Origin of the sequence: Nonomuraea sp. NPDC047529, from assembly GCF_040642995.1 — a bacterium.
Taxonomy (GTDB): Bacteria; Actinomycetota; Actinomycetes; order Streptosporangiales; family Streptosporangiaceae; genus Nonomuraea.
Map to the genome: position 1 here is coordinate 238,211 of NZ_JBEYTJ010000001.1, position 23,632 is coordinate 261,842.

The 23,632-nt window shown below is 67.6% G+C and carries 25 protein-coding genes and 1 CRISPR repeat array; of the genes, 10 read left to right on the forward strand and 15 right to left on the reverse strand.

Going from position 1 to position 23,632, the window contains the following annotated elements; all coding sequences use genetic code 11:
* Nucleotides 1–196 precede the first annotated feature (196 nt).
* Nucleotides 197–892: direct repeats of the CRISPR family, unit length 29 nt; unit sequence CCGGTCCCCACGCCCGTGGGGGTGGTCCG.
* A gap of 112 nt (nucleotides 893–1,004) precedes the next feature.
* Complete coding sequence (locus ABZ815_RS01240) at nucleotides 1,005–1,244, forward strand: hypothetical protein (protein WP_357692658.1); 240 nt, start codon at nucleotides 1,005–1,007, stop codon at nucleotides 1,242–1,244.
* Here ABZ815_RS01240 and ABZ815_RS01245 read toward each other — a convergent pair.
* The 13 genes from ABZ815_RS01245 to ABZ815_RS01305 form a co-directional block, all read right to left on the reverse strand.
* Nucleotides 1,207–1,620, reverse strand: coding sequence for a hypothetical protein (locus tag ABZ815_RS01245; RefSeq protein ID WP_357692660.1), 414 nt, complete (start codon nucleotides 1,618–1,620; stop codon nucleotides 1,207–1,209). The two genes, ABZ815_RS01240 and ABZ815_RS01245, sit on opposite strands and share 38 nt — an antisense overlap.
* Nucleotides 1,621–1,875: 255 nt before the next feature.
* Nucleotides 1,876–2,193, reverse strand: coding sequence for a MazG nucleotide pyrophosphohydrolase domain-containing protein (locus tag ABZ815_RS01250; protein ID WP_357692662.1), 318 nt, complete (start codon nucleotides 2,191–2,193; stop codon nucleotides 1,876–1,878).
* Between the two features lie 114 nt (nucleotides 2,194–2,307).
* Nucleotides 2,308–2,799: a hypothetical protein gene (locus ABZ815_RS01255; RefSeq protein WP_357692664.1), complete on the reverse strand. Its 492-nt coding sequence runs from the start codon at nucleotides 2,797–2,799 to the stop codon at nucleotides 2,308–2,310.
* Nucleotides 2,799–3,740 (reverse strand): nucleoside 2-deoxyribosyltransferase, encoded by a 942-nt coding sequence (locus tag ABZ815_RS01260; protein ID WP_357692666.1) that lies wholly within the window; start codon nucleotides 3,738–3,740, stop codon nucleotides 2,799–2,801. Before ABZ815_RS01260 ends, ABZ815_RS01255 begins: the two co-directional genes overlap by 1 nt.
* Nucleotides 3,741–3,759: 19 nt before the next feature.
* The gene (locus ABZ815_RS01265) at nucleotides 3,760–4,554 is read right to left on the reverse strand and encodes a carbohydrate kinase family protein (RefSeq protein WP_357692668.1); all 795 of its coding nucleotides are present in this window, start codon (nucleotides 4,552–4,554) and stop codon (nucleotides 3,760–3,762) included.
* 19 nt (nucleotides 4,555–4,573) lie between these two features.
* Nucleotides 4,574–5,395 carry a hypothetical protein gene (locus tag ABZ815_RS01270; RefSeq protein WP_357692670.1) on the reverse strand — a complete coding sequence of 274 codons (822 nt, stop codon included), beginning with the start codon at nucleotides 5,393–5,395 and terminating at the stop codon, nucleotides 4,574–4,576.
* Entirely contained in the window at nucleotides 5,379–6,047 is a 669-nt protein-coding gene (locus ABZ815_RS01275) for an aspartate/glutamate racemase family protein (RefSeq protein WP_357692672.1), read from the reverse strand. The genes ABZ815_RS01270 and ABZ815_RS01275 overlap by 17 nt, the downstream gene beginning before the upstream one ends.
* Nucleotides 6,048–6,075: 28 nt before the next feature.
* Entirely contained in the window at nucleotides 6,076–7,620 is a 1,545-nt protein-coding gene (locus ABZ815_RS01280) for a radical SAM protein (protein ID WP_357692673.1), read from the reverse strand.
* 311 nt (nucleotides 7,621–7,931) lie between these two features.
* Nucleotides 7,932–8,786, reverse strand: coding sequence for a helix-turn-helix transcriptional regulator (locus ABZ815_RS01285; RefSeq protein WP_357692675.1), 855 nt, complete (start codon nucleotides 8,784–8,786; stop codon nucleotides 7,932–7,934).
* Nucleotides 8,787–8,793: 7 nt separating this feature from the next.
* On the reverse strand, nucleotides 8,794–9,312 hold the full coding sequence (locus tag ABZ815_RS01290) for a DUF6879 family protein (protein ID WP_357692677.1): 519 nt from the start codon (nucleotides 9,310–9,312) through the stop codon (nucleotides 8,794–8,796).
* Nucleotides 9,287–9,526: a hypothetical protein gene (locus ABZ815_RS01295; protein WP_357692679.1), complete on the reverse strand. Its 240-nt coding sequence runs from the start codon at nucleotides 9,524–9,526 to the stop codon at nucleotides 9,287–9,289. The genes ABZ815_RS01290 and ABZ815_RS01295 overlap by 26 nt, the downstream gene beginning before the upstream one ends.
* A 116-nt stretch (nucleotides 9,527–9,642) precedes the next feature.
* The gene (locus ABZ815_RS01300; protein WP_357692681.1) at nucleotides 9,643–10,134 is read right to left on the reverse strand and encodes a hypothetical protein; all 492 of its coding nucleotides are present in this window, start codon (nucleotides 10,132–10,134) and stop codon (nucleotides 9,643–9,645) included.
* 139 nt (nucleotides 10,135–10,273) lie between these two features.
* Nucleotides 10,274–10,813 carry an ATP-binding protein gene (locus ABZ815_RS01305; RefSeq protein ID WP_357692683.1) on the reverse strand — a complete coding sequence of 180 codons (540 nt, stop codon included), beginning with the start codon at nucleotides 10,811–10,813 and terminating at the stop codon, nucleotides 10,274–10,276.
* Nucleotides 10,814–11,023: 210 nt separating this feature from the next.
* On the opposite strand from ABZ815_RS01305, the gene ABZ815_RS01310 reads away from it, so the two are divergent.
* From ABZ815_RS01310 to ABZ815_RS01320, 3 genes are all read left to right on the forward strand, one after another.
* The gene (locus tag ABZ815_RS01310; RefSeq protein WP_357692685.1) at nucleotides 11,024–12,409 is read left to right on the forward strand and encodes a hypothetical protein; all 1,386 of its coding nucleotides are present in this window, start codon (nucleotides 11,024–11,026) and stop codon (nucleotides 12,407–12,409) included.
* A 73-nt stretch (nucleotides 12,410–12,482) separates the two neighbouring features.
* On the forward strand, nucleotides 12,483–13,370 hold the full coding sequence (locus ABZ815_RS01315) for an aminoglycoside phosphotransferase family protein (RefSeq protein WP_357692687.1): 888 nt from the start codon (nucleotides 12,483–12,485) through the stop codon (nucleotides 13,368–13,370).
* A gap of 118 nt (nucleotides 13,371–13,488) precedes the next feature.
* Nucleotides 13,489–13,983, forward strand: a complete 495-nt coding sequence (locus tag ABZ815_RS01320) for a hypothetical protein (RefSeq protein ID WP_357692689.1) — start codon at nucleotides 13,489–13,491, stop codon at nucleotides 13,981–13,983.
* A 168-nt stretch (nucleotides 13,984–14,151) separates the two neighbouring features.
* On the opposite strand, the gene ABZ815_RS01325 is transcribed toward ABZ815_RS01320, so the two are convergent.
* On the reverse strand, nucleotides 14,152–17,049 hold the full coding sequence (locus ABZ815_RS01325) for a hypothetical protein (protein ID WP_357692691.1): 2,898 nt from the start codon (nucleotides 17,047–17,049) through the stop codon (nucleotides 14,152–14,154).
* Between the two features lie 982 nt (nucleotides 17,050–18,031).
* Nucleotides 18,032–18,364, reverse strand: coding sequence for a hypothetical protein (locus ABZ815_RS01330; protein WP_357692693.1), 333 nt, complete (start codon nucleotides 18,362–18,364; stop codon nucleotides 18,032–18,034).
* A gap of 89 nt (nucleotides 18,365–18,453) precedes the next feature.
* Between ABZ815_RS01330 and ABZ815_RS01335 the strand changes: the two genes are divergently transcribed.
* From ABZ815_RS01335 to ABZ815_RS01360, 6 genes are all read left to right on the forward strand, one after another.
* Nucleotides 18,454–19,275 carry a hypothetical protein gene (locus ABZ815_RS01335; protein ID WP_357692695.1) on the forward strand — a complete coding sequence of 274 codons (822 nt, stop codon included), beginning with the start codon at nucleotides 18,454–18,456 and terminating at the stop codon, nucleotides 19,273–19,275.
* A 78-nt stretch (nucleotides 19,276–19,353) separates the two neighbouring features.
* The gene (locus ABZ815_RS01340) at nucleotides 19,354–19,923 is read left to right on the forward strand and encodes an SAF domain-containing protein (RefSeq protein WP_357692697.1); all 570 of its coding nucleotides are present in this window, start codon (nucleotides 19,354–19,356) and stop codon (nucleotides 19,921–19,923) included.
* Nucleotides 19,924–19,930: 7 nt separating this feature from the next.
* Nucleotides 19,931–20,644, forward strand: coding sequence for a hypothetical protein (locus tag ABZ815_RS01345; RefSeq protein ID WP_357692699.1), 714 nt, complete (start codon nucleotides 19,931–19,933; stop codon nucleotides 20,642–20,644).
* Nucleotides 20,641–21,936, forward strand: a complete 1,296-nt coding sequence (locus ABZ815_RS01350) for a CpaF/VirB11 family protein (protein ID WP_357692701.1) — start codon at nucleotides 20,641–20,643, stop codon at nucleotides 21,934–21,936. The genes ABZ815_RS01345 and ABZ815_RS01350 overlap by 4 nt, the downstream gene beginning before the upstream one ends.
* Nucleotides 21,933–22,769: a type II secretion system F family protein gene (locus ABZ815_RS01355; RefSeq protein WP_357692703.1), complete on the forward strand. Its 837-nt coding sequence runs from the start codon at nucleotides 21,933–21,935 to the stop codon at nucleotides 22,767–22,769. Before ABZ815_RS01350 ends, ABZ815_RS01355 begins: the two co-directional genes overlap by 4 nt.
* Complete coding sequence (locus ABZ815_RS01360) at nucleotides 22,766–23,632, forward strand: type II secretion system F family protein (RefSeq protein ID WP_357692705.1); 867 nt, start codon at nucleotides 22,766–22,768, stop codon at nucleotides 23,630–23,632. Before ABZ815_RS01355 ends, ABZ815_RS01360 begins: the two co-directional genes overlap by 4 nt.

Genomic DNA, 23,632 nt, shown 5'->3' on the forward strand with positions numbered 1-23,632 from the left:
CGAGCTGCTGTGGCATGTGGGATAAGGGCCACGACCTGAGCGAGCCGTCTAGGCTCAGACCGAACCGGAACATCTGTGCCCTCAGACTTTGATAAGGGACAACCATGGCTGCGGCTAGATCCCATATTGCTCAAGTGCGGCAAACCCCGACACCGGAATATCCCCTGGTCGCAGACATATCCCCAGGTCAGTAAGTCCGGTCCCCACGCCCGTGGGGGTGGTCCGGTCCCGGACGCGGCCCGGCCGCAGCATTCGGGCCGGTCCCCACGCCCGTGGGGGTGGTCCGGAGCTGATGGCGGCGCAGGTCGCCTACCTGGCCCGGCCCCCACGCCCGTGGGGGTGGTCCGTAGTTGCCCGCCTGGGTGGCCAGGCCGCGGGCCCGGTCCCCACGCCCGTGGGGGTGGTCCGGCCTTGGCCGACGCGCTCGCGCAGCGGGACCACCGGTCCCCACGCCCGTGGGGGTGGTCCGCTCACCGCCGAGCTGCTGGATGAGATGCCGCTCCGGTCCCCACGCCCGTGGAGGTGTTCCGGCGTCGTTGCAGTGGAACGTCTTACGCAGGGTCCCGGTCCCCACGCCCGTGAGGGTGTTCCGTAGATCCGGTCAGCCTGCCAGATGGCATCCTCCCGGTCCCCACACCCATGGGGGTATTCCGGCTCCCGGGCCCACCAGGGCAAATAAGATGATCCGGTCTCCACCGCCGTGGGGGTGATCCGGGAGTTGGATGCCGGATGCCGACTGATCGCTGCCGCTCCCCACGCCCGTGGGGGTGTTCCGGTTTCGAGATGCTCGCGCGCGGCTCGCGTGAACTGGTCCCCACGCCCGTGGGGGTGTTCCGCAGTGGGAGGAGGGCCCCACCTACTGGGAAATCCGGTCCCCATGCCCGTTGGGGGTGTTCCGAAGCTCGCGATGCGCGACCCGCTGCCTGGCGGCCTCGTCATGACCGCCTGGGCCGCTGGGCTGCTCGCCGTCGCCGCCCGCCTATTCATCCGGCGGGACGCCTAACATGACCAACGATTTCCGGAACATCGTGGGTGCGGAGCTCGTCAAGCTCCGCACCCTGCCCGCAACGCTGATCACCACCGCCACGACCATGATCGGTACGGCCGTGCTCGCAGCCGTCTTCGCCGCGGGGCAGGAACGGCTCGGTGACTCCCCCTCGGCGGCCGAGGCCGCGCCTCGCGCCGTCGAGTACAGACACATTGGGTTTATCCTGCTCGGAATCCTGGCTGTCGCCTCCGAGTAGGGCGGCAGTACTTCTGGGTCGCTGGTGGCGGCACCGCCTGGGGCGCGGCCCAGGGCATGCGGAGATAAGCGCAGATCACATTCACGATGGTCTGCTGGAGAGCGGGGGTGTCCTGGGCAAGGCGTTCAAGGGCGTACAGGCCGGCCAGCTGGACCGGGGCTTGATCGCTGCCGAGTTGTTCGGCGGCCTTGGTGTACAGCTCGGTCACGCGGCGTTCGGCGGCGTTGTGCATGGTGTGCGCAGCGGCCAGTTCCTGGTGTCGCTGACGGTGTACGGCCAGCAGCAGGGTCGCTGCGGCGCCGATGCCAGCGGCGACCGCCAGCGCGGTACGGACGGCCTCGATCCGGGCCGAGAGCCGTTCGGCGAGAGTGGACAACCCGTCGAGATCTTGCAGCAGCCAGATGCTGCCGCCCCAGACCCCCGCACCGATCAGCAGCGTCGCGAACTGACGCGAGCGAAGGTTTACACAAATTGCGCGGCCAGCGTGTCAGCTCTGGCCTGGTCGGCTGAGTTCACGGCGAAGTTCCAGATTCTCCGCCGGCAAGCACATCTCGACCAGCACGCTGATCACGTTCTACGCCAAGAAGTACGGCGAGCAGTCGCATACGAGGCGGAGCAATGTGGGGAAGCTTTAGCCCTGCTGGTTCTGTTCGCCAATCTTGATCAAGGTCCCATTTGGGCCACGCTCGTACCGGCGGGCCTCGTTCTTCGCCATCTTGGTCTCGACGGCGGAATCGAGGTCGATGCCGGACATCTCCGCGATGCTGGCCAGGAAGATCAGGACATCGGCGAGTTCCTCACCGAGGGTCTCGGGGCGCTTGCGAGCGGCTTCGAAGGCTTCGGAGAGTTCACCATGGGCGAGCGCGAACTCCAGCGGCATGTCAGAGGTGTTGAACCCCTTGGCCAGCTTGTTCTCCCAGGCCCGCTTCTGGACGTCGCGGAGGTGCACCCGATTCTCCCGTGGCAGTGGAGCCTTATGCGCTCCGTGAGGATGACGGACGGCTGCGAGCCTAGCGGCCATCATCCCCGCGGGTCAGGCGAACAGCTTCTCTCGTACGTCGTGTCAGGCCGCCTGTTCGTTGTCCACGGTGAGGACTTCCGTATGCCGAGCCAGGTCCGCGAACACCGTGAAGTATCGGGCGATGAGCGTCCGCAGCTCGTCAAGGGTGGGTGCCGTTCCGTCGCGGGCGAGAAGGCGGGCTTGGATCTGCTCCGGCGTGGCGGTGAGGTGAATGAGGACACCTCGGCGGGCGGCCACCATGCCGAGCAACTCGGTGGTCTGTGACATGGCGAGTCGGCAGCGGCCGTGCAGTAGCGGGCCGTAGACGAGTTCGCTGATGAAGCTGCGGTCCAGGACCAGGCGGCCGGGTCGCGTCAGAATGGCCTGGTGGCGCCGGAAGAGGTCTGCTCCTTCGGGGGTGCGGTCGGCGTGGACTATCCGGTAGCCGTATTTGGTGGCGAGCGCCGTGGCGTAGGTCGTTTTGCCCACGCCGTCGCAGCCTTCCAGGACGATCACCTCGTAGCGGTCAGCCCATATCTCGTGGTCGGTTGCCATCAGGCCTCCAGACGCTTGGTGAGTTCGTCGAGGTCGCTGAAGGTGCCGGTCAGGCCGTACTGGATCATGAGGTTGCGGTGGTTGGGCTCGCGTCCGTGTGCGAAGGTCCACCAGCAACCGGGCTCAGGGGCGAAGACGGGACGGCCGGTGGCCGCGCACGCGCCGATGACCAAGGCCGCGCCAGGAGGTGTCTCGGGTCCTCGGACGTCCACCACGGCCAGGCTCGCCCGCGCCAGGGCGGTCCAATCGGCTGCGGCCTCCGAGGCGTTGCTGAACCGCCCGGCGTGGTGAGTGACGATCCCGTGGGCGCGTAGAGCATCGGAGACCTGAGCCGTCCACCCCTTGTCTCCGTACAGGGGAGGCTCCAGATAGGCCAGCCGCTGGCCATTGACTGGGGCAGGCGGCAGGGCTGGACGTGAGGTGAGTTCGCTTGCCAGAGCGTGAACTGCCTCGGTGACTGCTCGGTTGACGGCGTGCAGGTTCTGGGCGAGGAAGCGCTCGAACCGATCGCCCTCAGCGCCCACGGGACCGAGGTGAGGCACGGAGATCATCCGGCTCACCACATGCTGGAGGAGCGGGTCGGGGAACGGCGAGCGTCGTGTGGTGTCGGCGGCGGGGCCGTAGACCTGGAAATCGGTGGTGACCGCAAGGACGGGAACGCCTCGGCCGGCTGCGTAGCCGATTTCCATGCAGACGCCGTCGTCGAGGCTTGGGCCGTGGAGGATGGCGACCATGGCGTCGATCCGGGCCAGGCGTTCGCTGTCGAGTTCGAACAGGCGTCGGCCCTTGCAGGGGTGGTCGAGGTTTTCCTCGTCTGTGTCGCAGAAGGGTAGGAACACGGCGTCCGGCCCGAAGCGGCGGGCGAGGTGGTGCGCGACGTAGGCGCCTAAGGCGCGGTCATGGGCGGCGAACAGACGGTGGGCCACGTAATAGAGCGCCACGGTGAAGCCTCCCTGTGATCTACGGGGATTCGTATGGCAGACCTGCGTCACGAGCCTGGTGAGTGGCCGCGGTCACGGCCGACGCGAGCGCTTCCCGTTCCGTCGAGCCTTGAAGGATGCCGGCCAGGAAGGCGCCGGCGAGGGTGTCTCCTGCGCCGGTCACCTCCGTCACTGGGCCGCTTTGCGGGGATTCGGTGGTGATCGCGTGGCCGTAGCGCAGCAGGATGACTGCGCCCGGCCCATTGGAGACGACCACGGTGGCCAGCTCGTTCACGGCGATGAGATCGTCCAGGAGCCGGTACTCGGCGGCGTTGACGAACACCGTCCGGGCATGCGGTAAAGCGTTCTTGGCCGCGTGGATCTGCTCGGCGGCGGAGGTGAGGTGAAAGTCCAGGCTGAACGAATGCCCCGCCGTCACGAGCCGCTCCAGGACTGGTCCGATGTCCAAGGGGCGGCGGCAGCATACGTGCCAGTGATCGCAGTCTGATCCGTTCAGCACGTCCAGTGCGTGCGTGGTGAGAGCCGCCGCGCAGCCATAGGCGGCGATCAGTCCGATGACCTGACCGTCCGTGCCGTAGGTGATGTCGAACCGGCATGATGCTCCGGCGACCGTGGCCACATGGGACAAGCCAAGCTCCTCGGGCCATGGGAGAGCGTGTAAGCGGGTGAGATCCGCGCCGATGACCGCAGCTGGACGGGCGGTCGTTCCGGCTCGGGCGGCGCCCAGGGCGACGTGTAATGCGGCGCCGCCGATCAGGACGTAGGTGCGGCCGTCGGGGTACCGGGTGGTGTCGATCGAGATGTTGCCGATCACGCCGAGACAGGGCACCTGGTCACCTCAACCGTGGTTGGGGCGGATGGCCGCAGTCGAGGACGGTGGAGCAGGCGGGCCGGTCCGCGCACAGCCTCGGGCTGACCGGCGGGTTGAGGAACAGGCGCTTGAAGTAGATCAGGACCAGGTGCAGCCACCATGTGGGCGTTGCCTGGTCAGGAATGGTGACTCGATAGCCGCGGGTGGTGACGAGGTCTCGGTAGCGGGAGCGGTCCGCGGCGGCGCAAGCCTCCAGCAGAAGCCGCATCCGCTCGTGAGCGAACGCCCCGCTGCCCACCTCCATGCCGAGCAGCGGGGCGAGCTTACTGACCATGCCGGAGTCGACGGGGATGATGCCGCAGTGGTAGCCGCGGGCATAGAGGGCGGTGCACTGAGCGACCTTGTACGAGGCGCCGTTCACCTCGGCGGCGAACGCCTCGATGAACTCGTCAACCGGCATGGTGGCAGGGCGCCGGCCGCGAATCTCCGAGGCGACGACGAAGTCCTCCAGCGAGCGGAGGTAACGGACGCGGGCGTCCGCCAGGCCGAGCGGGCGTACGAGCTCGACAACCTCGGAGTCCTGGAAGCCGATGAGTTCTTCCCAGCCATAGGCGTCGGCCTTCTTCACCACCTCGGCGTAGACGCCCACCATCGCGTAGGACACGCGGGTGCTCCATCCGGCCACGAGCATCCGTATCCGCCAGTCGTCCACATGCAGTGGCCACCATTGGTTGTTGTCGTGGTTGGCCTCGACCGCCGCCTTCACCTCCTCCTGCGCGCTGACGACCGAGACCAGGTCGTACAGGCGGGGGGCTAGTTCAGGGGTCTCATCGGTGGTGTTCACGGGCGCTCCCGAGGGCGTGCAGGGCGATGGCGGCGTTCGAGGAGGTCACGAGCCGTCCCAGCCGACGCCGCAGCATCGTGATCGCGGCCTGGGTGGGCCAGCCCGTACAGGACAGTACGATCGCGTCCGCTTGCCGTACCGCCTCCCTTCCCAACTGATCCACGAGCGCAGCCTGTTGGTTGAGGGTGACCTCGGCGTATCCGTCGGCCAGGCCGAGGCTCGCCGAGCCCGTGACAAGGACGCCCCGCTCGGCGAACTGGGTGACCTCTACCTCCGTGATCTCACGCGGGTAGGGCGTGGCCAACGCGATCTTCCGCACGCCGCGCTTCTGAAGCTGGGCCAGGATTGCCTCGAACGCGCTGACCACGCGCACCTGGGAACCGGCCGTGAGTTCGGTGAGGCGGTTGACCTGGGTGAAAGCTGCCGATGTACACGCCAGGTAAACCCGGTCGAGCGATAACCGGGACAGCTGGTGGAGCGCTTCCGGGACAGCTTCGATCAGACCGGACAGAAAGTCCTCATCCAGCGCCGTACCGCCGTGGGCGGGCACCAGACGGGCATGGTGCCATACCGTTCGCCCACGGCTCCACTCCGGCAGTTCGGTCTCCACGACCGCGTTGGCCCAGGGCACCAGCACCCCGACGTGCGACACGGAGGGACGTAAGGAGGTGCGGCGTTGGTCAGACTCCTGTCGGAGCGTCATCCCGTTCTCCGTAGATGTGGCGGGGTGCGTGGGCGGTGACGGCCATGTCGGTGATCTCGTACAGCGGGCGGACGGCGTCACGTTCCACGATCTGGATCGGGTAGGAGCCGAGGCGCCGGTGCCAGGTGCCGCGGGTGGTGACGAAGAAGGAGTGCAGATCGGTGATTTTGCGGCCCTTGGGGTAGACGCGCTGCTTCATCGGCTGGTCGAAGATGTGGTCGATGTCCGCCTTCCAGCTCGTGAAGTGCTCGGCCGAAGGCGGCGGCTCCTGCTCCTGTATCGCGGCCAGCGGTGTGCCGGGGTAGGCGCGGGCCTGCCGGACGTTGATGCGGTGGCACAGCAGCCCGCCGTCCAGGATGCGCGCCAGCCCGGCGAGGTTCTCGTAGTGGGTGCGGTGTGTCTCGCCGGGGAGTCCGTAGATCAGGTTGAGGCCGGGGAGCAGGGTGCTCAGCCCGCCGGGGCCGACTTGGGCGCCCGCCTGGTTCACGTGCTCGACGGCTCGGACGAGGATGTCGGGCGTGCAGGTGAGGGTGTTGCGCTTGATGACCGCCGGGTCGAAGGACTCGATGCCCATCGGTGCGCAGTTGCCCTCGGTGCAGTGTGCTGCGACGAGGCGGGCGATCTTCGCTCCAGCCGGTGAGGCGACGGCGAGTGGGTCGGCGTTGTCGATGTGCAGTGTTACCAGGTCGGGGGCGGCGGACCCCCGGATGCCGGCCAGCAGTTTCTCGATGGCTCCGACGTCGCGGTTCAGGTAGGAGAAGAAGCAGGTCTGCTGTCCGAGCCGGAAGTGTCGTACGCCGCCGGCGTGCAGGATGGCCACCTCGGCCAGGACGTCCTCGACCGGCCGGAAGTCCACGACCGGGGCTTTGACGGGCTCGTTGCAGAAGTCGCAGAAGCGGCGCCGGGTACAACCCCGGTAGAGCTCGATCTCGGCGACCGGCGTCCAGCACAACTGGTCGACCAGGTCGCGGTAGTCGACGCGATCGGCGGCCAGCTGTTCGTACGGGGCTGCCTGACGGCTTCCGGCGGTGATGTCGGCCGAGGTGATCGTGTGCGTGTGGACAGCGTCGAACAGCCCGCCATGGGTAGCCGGGTCGGCCAGTGCGTAGGTGGCCAGTGGGCCGAGCAGCACGCGGCGTCCGCGCGTGCAGGCCAGGGCCCGCGCGATCTCCTCGACCGAACCGTTCTGCGCCTGAAGATGTACCGAAGGCACGGCATCCCCGGCGATCACCACGGTGAGGGCGGCGTCGTGGAGCAGGCGCAGCGCATCCTCCCGGTTGGCGGTGGCCGAGTAGGTGAGCCGATCCGACAGCGGAGGCCGCTCGTACGGCCGGCCGCCGTTCAGGCACCAGCGGACGTCGTCAATCGTGAGGTAGGCGACCCGGGCGCGCGGTTGCGCCGTGCGCAGCGCGCCGTAGGCGGCTCGGGCGTAGGTGGACAGGTACGGCGGAACCCCCAGGCCAGAGGGTTCGACGGTGTAGCAGTCCAAGATCAGCAGGGTGGTGCGCGATGTCGTGCTCATGTGCACTCCAATCGTCAGCGTGCCCGTGTGGGGGCGGGGCTCAACTGCTCTTGGTCCTCGCTCACTGGTAGGTCTTCCCGCTCTGGCGCGGTCGGCTTCTCGATATGCGAGGTGGATGAGAAGCATGGCTGGGTCATGACGGCCAGCATGACGCTGTTCATGGGAGGTCCCAGCCGCGTCAGGAACCGGCGTGCTCGTGGCGCGCAGTTCGTTGACAGTGTGGGGGTGTGGACCCGTGACGGCTCATATCTTGGACCGTAGGAGCGCGCGCGGCAACGCCTCAACGAGTGTGCACGAGTTTGCGCGCGAGTTCAGGCCCTGGCGGTGATGGCCTTCGCGATGAGGACGCGCGCGTTGTCGCCGTACGCGGTGACGGCGGCCAGCTCGGCGAAGTAGCGCACATACAGCTCGATCTCCCGCGGCGCGGTGATGGTGACCGCGGCGGAGAGAAGCTCGACGAACACGCGCGACTCGTCATAGATCGAGAACGTTTCCTTCTCGGCGAGGGGCCGGCGTGCGGACATCGGCACGATGCCGAAAGAGAGGTTGACCTGCTGCATACCGGTGAGGAGATGGAGAAGCTGTTCACGCATGACGCCGTCGTCGCCGACCCGGCTGTACAGCACCGACTCCTCCACGATCATGGCGCAGCGGCGGCGGCTGGCCGGTCCCAGGTAGCGTTCCTGCCGGGCCATCCGTGCCTGCACCCCTTCGTCGACATCCGTGGCCCCGGTCCTGCGGAACTCCGTGCCGCTCGCTATCAGCGCCCGCATGTACCGCGGTGTCTGCATGGGCCAGGGGATGACGGTGGAGCAGTAGAAGCGGAAGAGAGTGGTCTGCTCGTATAGGTCGAGCCGCAACTCCTGAAGGCGCTTCACGCTCTGGTTGACCCTGCGCCACTCCACGTAGGCGTTCTCGACCGTACGGCTGGCGGCGATCAGGTTGGGGATCTCCTCCGGCACGCCGCAAATAGTGCACCATGCGCGAATGTCCTCGTCGGAGGGCGCCGTCCGCGCGTGGATGAGACGAGAACACTTCGCTTCGTGCCAGCCGGCCCGCCTGGCGAGTTCGCGATTGTTCAGCCCGGCGTCACGCATGATCTCGCGCAGCCGGGCGGCGATGGCCTGGCGGGCCTGCTGAACACTGGACGACTGCGGCTTGGACACGTACGGACTAGACGGGTCTGTAGACCTGATGATCGATGGCCCGTTCCCATACGGCCTCGAACGCCGACGCGCACAGGTCGATCACGACCGGATCGTCCGACAGCTCATTGCCAGCTTTCTCGCCATCACCGTCCTGGAACGCGAACCGGACCAGGCCGCCGTCGAACTGCCAGAAGTCGCAACCTGGCAGGGCCAGGTCGCGGGCGCGTGGGCGGGGCAGCCAGCGAACCTGCTCGCCGGCGGCCAGGTTGGCCGACGGGGTTATGCCGTGCTCGTACCGGATGTAGTCACTGACCGGCTCGGACACGATCCGCGCGCGGCGAAAGCCGACGCCGCGAGCGACATGACCGGCGACCAGCTCCACCCACGGCTTGAGATAGTCGTAACGGGAGATCTCCTCGACCGGGACGCCGTCGCGCCACGCCCGGTAACCCCGGCTGACGCCGTAGGTGTCGCGCATCTCCAGATGCGTGACCGAGTGCTGAGCCTTCGCGAACAGCTCAGCCAAAGTCGGGATGGTGGCCACCCAGTGCCTCCCAGATTGCCTTGCGCAGCTCTTTAGGGATAAGGAACGCCTGCTCGGTCGAGTAGATGCGGCTGTGCTTCTCGATCTCGGCGATCACGTCAGAATCGTCGATCGGGATACCGACGAAGACGAGGTCGAGGGTGTCCTCGTCCACCGAGACCGAGGGGCACTCGTCCTGCTCGCTACCGCCCTTGCCGTAGAACCTTAGCTTCATGACGCCTCCATATCGGGAGTCTGTGCACGGCCTTGCACGGCAAACCAGAGCCTGAGTGCGGAGCTGTGCGGAGTCAAGTGACGAATCGATGCGTCGGTACGAGACATCTGACATGGTCATGGCTGTATCCCGAGCACGCGCTCCAAGCACGTGTCCTTGCACGCGAACACGAGCCCCGTGCTGGAGGACAGCCCGATCTGACGGAGAGGCCGGTCACTACGCTGGCAGACCACGCAGGTTGCTCCCCTCTCGCCCGGGAGCCGCCCCAGGACGAGCTGCGCCAGGCAGAGCAGATAGGTCACCTCGTCCATGCGGGCTTCGAGCCAGTGGTCACCGTCGGCGTCGCCAACCGCCAGCACGGCACGGGCCTCGGCCAGCAGCGCCTGAACACGCGTACGGACCTTGTCGGGCGTCACCGCCTCCCCCGATTGTCGGTACATGATCTGTTTGCCCTTCTCGATGTCCCGCCACATGATGTGCCGCAGCGCTGTCGCAGCGTCGATGATCAGCTCAGGGAGGTCGGAGATGGCCCACCGGCCACCACCGAGATGATGAGCGACGGTGGAATGAATGTCGCTGTGGATGTACTCGGACGTGGCGCTGATCACCGCGGTCTCTCTGCTACGAAACTCCTCGCCGAGGCGATGAAGCCGGCCTCGGAAGCGGGGTGCACGTACACGTGGCCGCTCCGCGGGGGGATACAGGAGCGGGGACCTTCGACGTACGAGACCTGCCCTCGGGAACCGCTCACCACGACGTCACCTCCAGGCACGACGCATCGGGCAGCCCCTCTGATACGGCTTCCTTCGTCGGAACCTCCGCCCAGACCCGCTTGTGCCCGTACGGCTCCAGGCGTATCCCCCACCGTTTCGACACCTGTTCGACCAGGTACAAGCCCCGCCCATGGGGGTTGCCATCGTCCGGCGTTCGCGGGCGGGGAAGGGTCGCCGATCCCTCATCGATCACCTCGATGCGCGCCAGGCCGTCGCCGCTCGCCATCAGCTCTACGACGACCAGCCCTCCCGGCCTTCCCGAGTGGGTATGGGTGAGCGCGTTGGTGAACAGCTCGCTGGTCACGAGCTGCGCGTCACTCACACACTGATGTCCGGCGGCCATCAGTGCACGTCCCACAAAGTGCCGAGCCACCGGCGTCGAGCTGTCTCTCCCTGGCAGCACTATTTCACCAAGGAATTCGCCATTTATGGCGAAACCACCCACACACCCCTCGTGCCTACAACGCGGCTCCGGCGGACATGCTGCCCGCTTCCCTTCGGTCGTCATTGGCATCTCCTCAGGTACCAGCGAGGACACCGACGTCCCGCTCGCTTGCCGGGGCCCAAGGAAATCTCACGGACAGCCCCCTGACCAGGCTTTTCAAGTCGGGCACTCGTGCAGGAGGAACGTATTGTTCATCCCTGAACATCGCCGTGATTGATCGATAACACAGTGTTATCCTGCAGGCCCGTTTGTCCTCCCGATGGCGAAGGAAAGGACGAAATGAACGGACTTTCGCGTCTATATGCAGCGGCTGGTTTCAGTAAGCAAGAAAGCTTCGCCGCGGCAGTCAACGCACATCCGCTCGCCCGTGAAGCCGGGGTGAGCGTGAGCAGAGTCAGCATCGGGCGCTACCTGTCGGGATCAACAGCGCCGGAGTTGGCGGTAGCGCGCGTGATCGTCGCGGTGCTCGCCGCCCGCCTGGGACAGCCGGTCACACTGAACGACGTCTGGCCCGTGGCCTTCGCTCCCGCGATCTCCGACCTAGCCCTGCGCTATGAAAGATCTCTGTCCGTCACGGTCGAGTGCGTCGCCGAACTGCTGGCGTGCGAGATGGATTACGCCCGCGCCCAAGCCCTGTCCGCGCTCGGCTTCGCGCCACCGGCCATTTCCGAGGCCATCGCCGGATGGCGGTACGGGCTCGCCGACTCGGCTCCTGGCAGGCAAGCGAACAGCAGACAGGTGACGCACCGCCAGGTCGCCCAGATCCAGGAGACATGCGCCTGGTTCGCCGGCCTCGACCACGCCCGAGGGAGTGGGCTGGTACGCAGCGCGGTGACAACATACCTGCACGATCACGTGGCTCCCCTGCTACGCGCCAGCTACACCGACACCGTGGGCCGCAGCCTGTTCGCCGCAGCCGCCCAGATGCTCCAACTGTCCGGATGGATGGCCTACGACCTCGAACGACACGGCCTGGCCCAGCGCCACTACATCCAAGCCCTGCGCCTGTCCAAGGCCTCAGGCACCCAGGCACGCGGATTCGACGCGTTCGTCCTCATACGGCTCAGCCAGCAGGCCCTGAACCGAGACCACGCCGACGAGGCCCTCTACCTCGCCCGCGCCGCCCATGACGACATCGCCCGCTCCACCACCACCCCAGCCGTGCGCGCGCTCGCACACGTCGCCGAGGCCCGCGCCTGCGCCCGGCTGTACGAGAAGGGCGACACACACGCGGCCACCGCCTGCCGCCAAGCCCTCCTTGCCGCCGAACGCGAACACAACGCCAGCGACCTCACAGAAGAGCCAGCCTGGATCGGCTACTTCGACGCACCCGAACTCGCGGCCGAGATCGCCCACTCCCTGGTCGGAATCGGTGACGTAACCGCCGCACTTCCCCGCCTCGACGAGGCACTGATGGGCAAGAACACCAACCGCGCCCGCGACCGCCTGTTCTGCCTGCTGAACCAGGCCACCGCCCACGCCAAGAGCGGGGACCTCGACGCCGCGCTGGCCGTCGCCGAGCAGACGACCCCCAGCATCGCGAACGTCACGTCCGCACGAACCCGCAACCGATTCCAGGGCTTCCACCGATCGCTGCCTGCGAAGGATCCACGCGTTGCCGCCTTCACCGAGCGCATGCATGATGAGTGGGCCGACGTTGCCTAGAACTCCAGAGATCAGACGGCAGAACACCGATCGTCTGACCAGCCGGGCACCACTGGGAGCGCCCACCTCCGCGATGAACACACAGCCGGTCGATGCCCCCTACAGAACAGCCTTGTCCGATGCCTGCCGGCAGGCCGGGCTCGACTGCCGCGGCGCCCGCCTCCTCCGCGTCCACGCCAACGCGATCTACCATCTGCCGCGGGAGAACGCCGTAGCCCGGATCCGCAACGCCTCGGCGCTGGAACGGATGCGCGTCGCCGTCCGAACCGCTGGCTGGCTCGCCGACCAAGGCTTCCCCGCCCTCCGGCCACTCGACGTAGCCCAGCCCCTCGTCACCGGTGCCCACCTGGCGACCTTCTGGGAGTACCTCCCTCAGACCAACGCGAGCCCCACCGACATCACCCACCTGGCCGACCTGTTACGCACCCTTCATCGACATCCGTTGCCCTCGTTCCCGTTCCCCCCGATCCGGCCTGTGGGGAGCACAGCGGCTGACGCGAGCGCATCGACGGTCCTGTCGAAGGGCGAACGAGATTGGCTGATCACACGATGCACCGAACTGGAGGAGAGCTTCGCGCAGCTCACCGCCACGCTGCCAACGGCGCTGGTGCATGGGGATGCCCACACCAACAATCTGCTCGCCCACCCTCACAAGGGCTGGGTTCTCATCGACTGGGACTCCGTCGGCATCGGGCCGCCCCAGTACGACTTCATGCCCATCTACCTGCGCCCCCGCCGCTTCGGGCACCCTCCTTCCCTGTGGAAGGAGTTCAGCAGGGCCTACGGAATCGACCGGGACGAGGATCCCAGCTTGGCGCAGCTGGCCGAGATCCGGGAGGTCCGCAGCCTCAGCGCCTTCATCCGAGGAGCCGAACACAACCCCGCGGCCCGCGCCGAGCTGGCCAACCGCTTGTCCTCCCTCGTCACGAGAGATCACGCACGGCGATGGCACCCTCTATAGGCCGATGCCGACCAGCCAGTTGATCAAATGGCCTCACCATCAATAAACCCCTTAAGGGGAGCGGCTGGCGGAGTCTCGCTCATGCTCCACTGGTGAGATGGGAAACGCTTTAGCAAGTATGATCGCGATCGCCGGCACGCTGTTGGGTGCTTCGGCCACCTACGTTTTCCAGCTGCGTACCGCCCGGCAGGCGAGGCGGCATGCGTGGGATGAGCGCCTGTGGCAGGAACGGTTGGATACTTATGGTGCGTTCGCCGATGCCCTGACGTCGTATCGCTATAGTCAAAACGATCGGTGGCACCGGCACAGGGAGGATCCCGACGGGCCGACCGATGTGGCGACACGTGATATCTCGTTCGCGCGGCGAGCGAGCGCCAGGTCTGCGCTCTTCAGACTTCAGCTCGTCACAGCAGATCCGGCGCTGAATCACTTAGCTACCCAGGCGCTAGATGCCGCGTGGAGGATCTCTTCCTCGGGAGATCAGGTGGAGTTAAACGCCCGCCGTAACCAAGCACTCAGCGCTCTGGAAGAGTTCATGAATGCAGCCTCGCAACAGGTGCTGGAGGTCTCGCGAGGGCAGGCCCAGCGGGCGAGCATTCACCTTTCCCCGTGACGCTGTGGAGGGGGGCTCCCGACCACCAGGCGAGGGTTCCCCTTCTGTTCGCCATATTAATAGCGGTTTAGCTGTCGGCCTGCGCTGGCGGCCGTTCAGCGCGAGTGCATGCCCCGGTTACCGCGTTTGGCGGAGGGCATAGGCGGGACGTTGCCACCACGAGTGACGCTACGGCCGCGCTGACGGCAACGGCGGAGAATCGGAGTCGTGCTGGGTCTCCTGAACCGTGGGCAGTGGTGCGATCACGTTGTTCACCAGCGCGGTCGCCGCGGTCGTCGCGATCGCGATGGACACGGCAGCCAGTGGCGCGGCCAGGGCGCGCAGGGTGCGAACGTTCCTGACCCGCGCCCACGGCTCGCCGGCCAGCGACATCAGCCGCCACTCCCACCACAATCCGAGCCCGATACTGACGACCGTGATGTTGCCCACCGCCACCAGCACACCGATGAGTGCCTCGCTGGAGATGGGCAGCGGTGTGACGTCCGGGTTCACGTTCTGGGGGGCGGCGATGACCAGCGGCTGGACGAACATGGGCAGTTCGACGAGCAGCGCCGCCAGCAGGAAGGTCAGCGACTTCGCGATCGGCCCGGCACCGCGGACGCGCGGGTAGAAGTAGCCGAACACCATGCACAGCACCGGCAGCGACAGCACCGCCAGCACCGCGATCACCAGCTCGTTGGCCGCCGTCTGCCCGCTCCGCACCGATTCCACGATCCGCACGGCGGAGAACGGCAGCGACAGCACCGTTCCGACCCCGAACGCGGCCATCGCGTTGTGCCACGGGCTGCGTCCGGCAAGGGTGGCGAGTGCGAGATCGGAGTCGACGGGTCCGAACCGCTGGTCGCCGGCCCGCTCCAGCGCCGCGTGCTGCTCCTCGAAGCCGTCGCCGGCCTGCCGTTGCCGCAGCAGGTCCGTCAGGGCGCGCCGGGCGAACCTGCGCCTGATCAGGTCGCGTACGAGCAGGCGGTGCTCGTCCGGGGAGACCGGCCGGCGCACCACATCACTGCCCAGGCCGGCGGCTGGCAGCAGCCAATGCGCCCCGGCCCAGGCCAGGACCACCGCAACCCCAAGGAACCCGGACACGGTCAGTGCCGGCGCTCGCAGCAGAAGCAGGAAGAGTACGGCCGTGTGGAAGGCGGTCGCGTCGGTCACCCCTTCTGGCCTCTGTCCGGCCCGCCGTGCGCGGAGAACAAGCATGGCCAGGGCCAGCAACGGTGGCCCGTACGCGATGAGGCCGAGCAGCGACCAGTCGTAGTGGGACTCTCCCCAATCTCCGAAGTCCCACATGGTGGGAATGAGTATGGACGCCACGACGCCAAGCGCCAGCGACACAGTCACGGCACAACGTAGCGCGGCGCGCGACGACCAGCGGCGGGCCACCTCGGTGGTCCAGGCGAACGCCACCACCGACCAGGCCACGGCAACCAGCGTCGCCATCACGGCGGTGTCCAGGCCGACCCCCGCCACCAGCGCCCTGCCGCCCAGCAGCGCTCCGGAGCCGAATATCACGAAGGCGACCCCCGGCAGCCATACCCGCCACCGCGGAACGACCGCGGCAGCGCCCCCGACGATCGCCAGGCCGATCGTCGCCACGAGGACCGGCGTCCCAGCGCCCAGCACCATCAGCGCCCACAATGCGGCGGCCGCACCCGCCGCAGCCGCCGCGGCCGAACCCACCGCGACCGCCGCCCGGCCGCCACCGGGCACCGCGCGGGCCGCCGAGACGAGCGTCACCACAGGAAGGACAGGCACCAGGAGCAGCGTCGCCCACCCCAAGCCGTATTCTTGGCCAACTCCGGCAAAGGGAAGATACGCCGTTACCAGCACGGCCAAGAGCAGCCAGTTGCGCCGCCGGCGCCACCACGCGCCGCCGACCGCGCGCACCAGGCTCTGCAGGAGAAAGAGCGATCCAGCCGCCCCGCACACCCACTCCAGTACCGTCCACCCCTGGGCCAGAAGCCCAGGTTCCGGCTCCTCCGGCGTCTCCTCGTCCTCATCCGGCCCTTCGATGTAGCCGCCCATCTGGTCATCATTGGTGAGATAGCCGGCGACGGACTCGGCCTTCCCGTCCTGCGCGAAGGCCGCGCGCGCCGCGCTGCCTCCGCTCAGGCGCAGGAACCGCGTGTCCTGGGCGAGCGGGGCCGGCCCGCTGACCCCGGCCACCGTCCAGTCAGTGGCGGAAATGACGACCTCGTGGCCGGTCAGCGGAGGCACGTTTCCGTCCGTGGCTGGAGGGGTGTACTCGACGCCGATGTAACCGCCCACCTCGGAATTGAAGCTGCCGTACGCAACGCCGGTGAAGGTGACGACGGCCTCGCGCGCGCCGGCTTCAGCCTTGACGACCGGTGTGCCAAAGGCGGTCGGCAGAACGACATTGCTCTCGTCGATGTTGACGACGCCCAGCCTGCGCTCGGCGAACTGGGTTGGCGAGCCGCCCGCGGCACCCGCGCGCAAGGCCGTCACGTCGGGATCGTCGATGGGCACTCGCAACACGTGCGTCACCTTGAGTTCGAAGACGATCAGGCCGGGAGCGTCGGGGACAGCGGTCTCAACGACCATGCGGTCAGGAGCAGGATATGAACGCCAGGACCCCGGCCTAGCCTTGGCGAGCGTGACCTGGGTCGTCGCGATCCGCGCCGGGCCGGACGGCTTGGGCGTGTTCGTGGCCTTGGCGACCATAAGTTCAGCGGTGCCGAACGTCACCCTCCCCTTGCAGCCGACGATCACCCAGTACCTGCCCGGGGGGAGTGCGGAATCGACTTCGGTGTCCGCGTACAGCGCTCCGGACGATGACTTGTCGAGGTCCAGCTTCCCGAATGCGCCGGAGACGGCGCTCGCGCCGGTATCGGCGCCGGCGACGGGATCAGGACAGAAGGCAGTCACCCGTACCGTGCGGCCGGCGGGGAGGGTCGGCGGGTCGACGATGACGCGGATCGGCGCGGGCGTGGATGTCTCGGACGGCTCATCCTCCAGCACGGCCTGCGGGCGGGGGAGCGGATCGATGCGCGAGACCATCCACAATCCGGCCACCAGAGCCAGGAGCACCGCCACCGCGACCACGCCCACGCGGCGGCCTCGGTGCCGAGCAGCCCTGAGAAACGACTCGCGGGGAGGAGGACGCCACCCGGTCGGCGCGACAAGCCGCGCTCTGCGGCCATGACGGCGCGCCGCGACGAGTCGCGAACGGCGGGGGGATGCCTCCACAACCGCATAATCCATCCCCATTCGGAAAATCTGCAGATCTATGCGCAATCGTGATGACGGCCGCCTGCCCGCCACCGATCATGAGATCCGCCAGCGTACCGGCGCACCTGCTGGCCAGGATGCGGATCAGCAGGATGCGTCAGCCACCAGTTCTTGATGTCCGCCCCGACTCGGACTTCCCCCCGCTGGCACCGCCCGATTGCGCGAAGCGATGCCCCGGTTGATCCCCCGGAACGAGCGCGGTGTGCTGCGGCGGACGCTCGGCTTCGCCGAAGCAATGCCGTCCACAGGACCAAGGCGCAGTCGACTCGCTGAACGACGTCGCGCGTTCAGCCGCGTCTCTCGGCCAGGCTGGCGGCGACCCGGACTTCTCGGCAAAGGGCGACTTGGTCACGCTCGACCGCCTCCCGCTCCCGCCCCCGGTCGAGTCGCTGGCCGCACAGACAGCGGGCGCACCGGTCACCGTGCTACGCGGCGCAGTGGCGTAATGCAATAGCTGATGCATTCCCAGAGCGCAGTCTCATGTTGTGCAAGGAACAACCATCGAGCTTCGCGGATCGCCGACCGGAGCAAGGAGTACGCACCAACAGAGCTGCGAATAAATATCGGGTAATGATCGACTGTCCTAGCCGTTAGGGCGTGGAGAGCGATGGCACCCTAGTCTCACCACCATGAGTAGCGAATCCATTCCTCCACGTAAGGATTCTGGTCGGTGAGAGACCATTCTCCAAGATCCAGACGAGTCATGCCCTGGGCGGCGATGCTCTTCACGGCAGCAAGCGCCGTGGTCGCGTGCCAGTCCAGCGGCTCCTCTCCCGAACCAGCCTCAACGGCGGCGCTACCCTCAGCCGCCCCAACACCCACTCCCCAGCCCACCCGGGGCAAGGACGCCATCCTGGCCATTTACCGTGAGCTCTACCGTGTCGGGCCACAGGCCGAACGTGCTCTTGCCGAACAGCGCCGAGCGATTCTTGAGCCGGTCGTGACCCAGCCCCTTCTGGACACGATGTTGAAAGGCATCGAAGCCCTTCGCGCCAGAGGCCGGGTTACCTACGGGTACCCCATCTTGCACACCTTCGATGTGCAGATCCGAGGCAACAGTGCCGTCCTCCACGACTGCCAGGACGGTAGGAAGGGCGGCCAGGCGGACTACCAGACGGGAAAGCACCTCACTCATGGCATGCCCGGCACTCACATGATCGCCGCCTTCGCCAAGGAGGCGGACGGCGGGTGGCGGGTCGCGAAGGTCGACCAGTTGGACACACCATGCTCGCCGGCTACATGACTCATCTCCTGGTGGCCGGAATCGCTGTCGTCCCGGCCGGAAACGACCACGGGGACGGCGTCGGCGTGTCACGCAACTATTTCGACTACCTCATCTCGGCCCGCGACAAGCCCAGTCGCACACCCGCTGTCCCAACAAAGGCGAAACCGAAGGTCACCTGTTCCTACCAACGATGGTGGTACGCAAACGGGCTGCAGAAGGTGGGCCAGGGATCCGCCGATCCCAACAGGACCCTCAGCAGCGAGCCGGTCAAGGACGGCGCCTGGTACCTGCTCAAATGCTCCAATGGGAGCCAGAAGCTCGTCTGGCTCGACAACCAGCACACCAAGGCGGCTGCCGAGCAACTCGCTCAGCAGGCGTACAAACGAATCCCCATCACGCTGCCGAGGGTGCTCACCGCTCCGCCGCGCGGCAGGGACGCGCTGGTCGGGCTCCCCCACTGGTTCTACCTGGCCAAGGGGCAGTGGGCGCCCAAAGCCAAGCGGCTGAGCACCGGGTCGGTCTGGGCCGAGGCGACCGCCAAGCCGCAGCGGATGACCGTCGATACCGGCGAGGGCCACAGCTTGACCTGCAACGGCCCCGGCACCGCCTACGACCCCGCCCGATCGGCCGGGCAACAGAGCTCAACGTGCTCGTATCAGTATCAGCAGCCAGCTCAGGCCCGCCAGGTAACGGTGTCGGTGACCTGGGGCGGTACGTGGCACGGCTCAGGCGGCGCCGGTGGAACCCTGCCACCGATCACGAGGTCGGTCACGTTCCCGGTCCGGGTTGTCGAAGCCCAGGCGCTTGTCACGGAGGGATAGACGTTGACATTGCTTCAGCGGCTCTCGCCGCCCAGAGAAACGACCCAGCTGCGACCGCTGCCGGGTCGACGCAGCCCGATGATGCTCGTGGCCGGCGTCGCGTTGACCGCGCTCGGCGCCTTGGTCGCCTGGCAGGTGTACGGAGTCGCCAGTGAGCGGGTCCCGGTGCTGGTCATGGCTCGTGACGTACCAGTCGGCCAGGCACTCCAGGCTCAGGACCTGCGTACGGTCGCGCTCGGCCTGGACGCGGCGGTCCAGACAGTGGACGCGGCCGGTAAGAGCATGGTGATCGGAAAGCGGGCCGCGATCGACTTGAAGGCGGGCAGCCTCCTGTCCCCCACGCACATGACCGAAACGCTGGTGCCGGCGCCAGGTGAGGTAGTGGTGCCGGTGGCGCTGAAGCCCAGCCGACTGCCTGCCAGGGGCATCCAGCCCGGTGACCGCGTCGTAGCTACTGCGGTCTCGCCCAGTGAAGCAGGCCACGGTCCCGCACAGGATCAGGCGGCCAGGGTGGATCGGGTCGGCCAGCCGGACGCGGACGGGCTGGTCGTGGTCGACCTGATCGTCCCAGCAGCGGCCGGGACGACTCTGGCCCGCCAGGCGGCTGAGGGCCAGGTGGCCATCGTGTTGCAGTCGCGGGCCGGGTGAGCCGCCCATGTTGATCGTTCTGTGTTCGGGTGGACACAGCCCCGGCGTCACAACAGCCGGGCTGGCCCTGACGCTCACCTGGCCACGTGAGGTGCTGTTCGCCGAGTGCGACCCCGCCGGTGGCAGCGTCCTGTCCGGGTATCTGGTCGGTCACCGACAGGACCGCGGCCTCGGTGAATGGGCAGTGCAACTGAGGCGCGGCGCGGATGTGTCGGCCACCTTGGCTGAGCAGGCGCTTCAGCTGAACGGCCTGGAAAACCGCCGAATTCTGCCGGGACTGGCCAGTCCCTCTCAGGTGCCGTCAGTTCAGCCGTTGTGGCCCGGCATCGCCGAGACCTTCGCCACCATGGCCGGAGATGTGATCGCCGACATCGGGCGGATCGGCGGAACGGATACCCCGAACCCGCTGCTGGCCGGAGCAGATCAGATTCTTGTCATCGCCCAACCCACGCTACGAGATCTGTCCGCACTCGCTCCTCGTCTGGCGGAGATCAGCCACCGAGCCACCCCGCAAATATTGCTGACCGGCGACGGACCCTACGGGCGCCGGGAGGTGGCCAAAACGCTGGGCGTAGAGGTAGTCGGCCACCTACCGCGTGACCCAAAGGCCGCGACGATCCTGACGCACGGCGCCGGAAGCGAGCGGCATCTGTCACGTTCACTCCTCCTGCGGGCCGCACGCTCGCTCGGCATCAAGCTGTGCGAACGGGTGAGGGCATGAGTTTCGACGTGCAGAGGGCAGTGCGGAAGATCCTGCCCCAGGTGACCGAGGCGCTCGACAACGCCGCGGTCACCGGTGACGAGGCTGTCCGGGAGTACGCACGGGCAGTCATCATCAACCTGGTCCGCGAGTACGCGGACAGCAGGACGCTGGCTGGCCGGAACGTACCCACACTGCCGGAAGAGCGACTGCTGGCCGAGGCGATCTACAACGAGATCTTCGCCTTGGGACGTCTGCAGCCTTTCATCGACGACCCCGACGTGGAGAACATCGACGTCAACGGTTGCGACCAGGTGTGGATCACCTATCGGGATGGTCGCAAGCTGCCCGGCCCGCCGATCGCCGACAGCGACGAGGACCTGGTGAGCGACATCCGTCGGTGGGCCGCCTACCAGGGCCAGACCGCTCGGGACTTCTCGATCGCCCGTCCGCGACTGCACCTGTCCGTCGGACGGACGCGTATCGCCGCGCTGATGGGCGTCACCCCGCGCCCGAGCTTGTCGATCCGCAGGCACGGGATGCTTCACGCCGACCTGGACGACCTGATGGCGGCCGACACCTTGGACAAGGGCTGCCGCGCGTTCCTGGCCGCCGCCGTACGCGCCCACAAGGACATCGTGATCACGGGCGGGATGGGCGACGGAAAGACCACCTTCGCGCGAGCCTTGGCGGCCGAGATCGACCCGGATGAGCGGATCGCCACCATCGAGAAGGAGTACGAACTCTTCCTCCACGCCCAACCCGACCGGCACCGGGATGTGCTCGCGCTGGAGGCCCGCGAGGGCAACACCGAAGGCTTCGGTGCGATCACCTTGCACCAGCTGATCGAGGACGCTCTCCGCTTCAACGCCCGCCGCATCATCGTCGGCGAGGTCCGCGGGGACGAACTGGTTCCGATGCTGGAGGCGATGAACACCGGCGGCGCCGGCTCCGTCTGCACCATGCACGCCGACTCCGCCGACCAGGTCTTCGCCCGGATGCTGATCCTGGCCGGCTCGGGCGGCCTGTCGATCGCCCCGGAGACCCTGTTCCGGACCATCGGCATGGCCGTCGACTTCGTCGTCCATCTACGGCACGAGCTCCGCCGCGATCTGGACGGCCTGGTCAACCACCGCTACGTTGCCGAGATCCACGAGGTCCTGCCCCCGGCCGACGGCCTGGAACCGTCGGTCAACCGCGTCTACGTACCCGGGCCGGACGGACGTGCGGTGCCGAACACGATTCCCCAGTGCATGGACGAGCTGGTCGCAGCCGGCTTCGACGCCAACCTGTTCACCGGGAGTTGGGCATGACCGGCTGGCTGGCCGCCCTGGCGGGGGCGGCGCTGATCGCGGGGCCGCTGATCACCGCCGCCGGATCACGACGGGTTCCGGTACGGCCGCCTCGCCCGCCACGGCGCCGGATACCCCGGACCATGGCCATGGCGTTGGCGTGCGGGCTGGCCGCATTCTGTGTGACGTGGTGGCTGACCGGCTGGCCGGTCGCCGCCGCCGGGGCCGCAGTGGGCGCGGTGGCGCTGCCTCGCATGCTGAGCAGCCGTGACGCCGTCCAGCGGATCGAACGACTCGAAGCGCTGGAAGCCTGGATCCGCCACCTGGCTGACGTCCTGGGTGGCAGTGCGGGCATCGAGGAGGCGTTGCGCTCCAGTTCCGACCATCCGCCCGCGCCGATCGCCACGGAGGTACGGGCCCTTGCTCGTAGGCTGGCGTACCGCACACCCACCGAGCAGGCGCTACGGGCGTTCGCCGACGACCTGGCCGACCCGACCGGCGACGTGATCGCCGCCGCACTCATCCTGGCGTGCCGTGCCCGCGGGCAAGGACTGCGTGAGATCCTGCAACGCCTGGCCCGTACGGTCGCCAAGGACGTCGCCGCGAGGCGCGAGATCAACGCCGAACGCGCCACCCACCGCGTCACCGCTCGCTGGGTTGTCGGCGCGCTGCTCGGTTACACCGCCTTCGCGCTGCTCAACACCACGTACGTCGTTCCCTTCGGCACGGTCGGAGGGCAGCTCGTGCTCACGATCGTCATCGGCTTGTACGCGGGCGCGTTCTCCTGGCTGCACCGCCTGGCCAAGCCGCCCAGAGGGCACCGCTTTCTCAACACCGCTGGTGAAGCATCGTGATCGGAATCGTGTTGGCCAGCGGCGCGATCAGCGGCCTCGGGATCGCTTTCACCCTGGCCGCCGCCTTCCCTGCCCCTCCCGCGCTCGCCCCCGCGATGGAACGCCTCAGGCCGGGCGCGCACGCGGAACCAGACGAAGGTTGGAAAGCACGGCTGATCAGTAGGCTCGCGAGAACGCTGATCGGCACGCGGGTGCCGCACTCGGATCTCGCCGTGCTCGGCAAGACGCCCCACGACTACGTTTCCCAGAAGGCGCTCATGATCGCTCTGGGGGTGGCCGGTCCGTTCGTGTTCTGGGCGTGGTGCTCGCTGCTTGGTGTCACTCTGCCCTGGCTCGTCTCATGGGCCGCATGTCTGGCGTTCGCCATCGCGGTGTTCTTCGCTCCCGATGCCGCCATCCGCGGCCAGGCCGCGGATGCGCGTGCGGCCTTCCGACAGGCCATCGTCGCCTACCTCGACCTGGTCGCGCTCGCCCGCGCCGCTGGAGCCGGACCAGCCGAGGCCCTGGAATCCGCAGCCAAGATCGGCCATGGGTGGACCTTCCAGCGGCTGGCCCAGGCGCTGGATCCCGCGCGCCGAGGCACCGGCAGCGCGTGGGACGAACTCACCCGCCTGTCGGCGGAGATCGGAGCCCCCGAACTGGCGGACATGGCCGCCATCGCCCAGCTGGCCGGCACCCGAGGCGCGAGCATCCTCGACACCCTGATGGCCAAGGCCCAGTCCCTGCGCGAGGCCGATCTGTCGGCCGAGATCTCCAAGGCCAGATCCCGTACCGAGACCATGACCGTCCCGATGGCCCTGTCGGTCCTCGGATTCCTGCTGCTGCTCGGCTACCCGGCCTTCGCGCGGATGACCGGCGGCTGA

Coding starts and splice junctions, on each gene's coding strand:
- ABZ815_RS01320 (WP_357692689.1), top strand. CDS start 13,489: ATGATCGCGATCGCCGGCACGCTGTTGGGTGCTTCGGCCACCTACGTT.
- ABZ815_RS01295 (WP_357692679.1), bottom strand. CDS start 9,526: ATGAAGCTAAGGTTCTACGGCAAGGGCGGTAGCGAGCAGGACGAGTGC.
- ABZ815_RS01315 (WP_357692687.1), top strand. CDS start 12,483: ATGAACACACAGCCGGTCGATGCCCCCTACAGAACAGCCTTGTCCGAT.
- ABZ815_RS01355 (WP_357692703.1), top strand. CDS start 21,933: ATGACCGGCTGGCTGGCCGCCCTGGCGGGGGCGGCGCTGATCGCGGGG.
- ABZ815_RS01330 (WP_357692693.1), bottom strand. CDS start 18,364: ATGAGTGAGGTGCTTTCCCGTCTGGTAGTCCGCCTGGCCGCCCTTCCT.
- ABZ815_RS01340 (WP_357692697.1), top strand. CDS start 19,354: ATGATGCTCGTGGCCGGCGTCGCGTTGACCGCGCTCGGCGCCTTGGTC.
- ABZ815_RS01240 (WP_357692658.1), top strand. CDS start 1,005: ATGACCAACGATTTCCGGAACATCGTGGGTGCGGAGCTCGTCAAGCTC.
- ABZ815_RS01335 (WP_357692695.1), top strand. CDS start 18,454: ATGCTCGCCGGCTACATGACTCATCTCCTGGTGGCCGGAATCGCTGTC.
- ABZ815_RS01350 (WP_357692701.1), top strand. CDS start 20,641: ATGAGTTTCGACGTGCAGAGGGCAGTGCGGAAGATCCTGCCCCAGGTG.
- ABZ815_RS01255 (WP_357692664.1), bottom strand. CDS start 2,799: ATGGCAACCGACCACGAGATATGGGCTGACCGCTACGAGGTGATCGTC.
- ABZ815_RS01280 (WP_357692673.1), bottom strand. CDS start 7,620: ATGAGCACGACATCGCGCACCACCCTGCTGATCTTGGACTGCTACACC.
- ABZ815_RS01305 (WP_357692683.1), bottom strand. CDS start 10,813: ATGCCAATGACGACCGAAGGGAAGCGGGCAGCATGTCCGCCGGAGCCG.
- ABZ815_RS01345 (WP_357692699.1), top strand. CDS start 19,931: ATGTTGATCGTTCTGTGTTCGGGTGGACACAGCCCCGGCGTCACAACA.
- ABZ815_RS01310 (WP_357692685.1), top strand. CDS start 11,024: ATGAACGGACTTTCGCGTCTATATGCAGCGGCTGGTTTCAGTAAGCAA.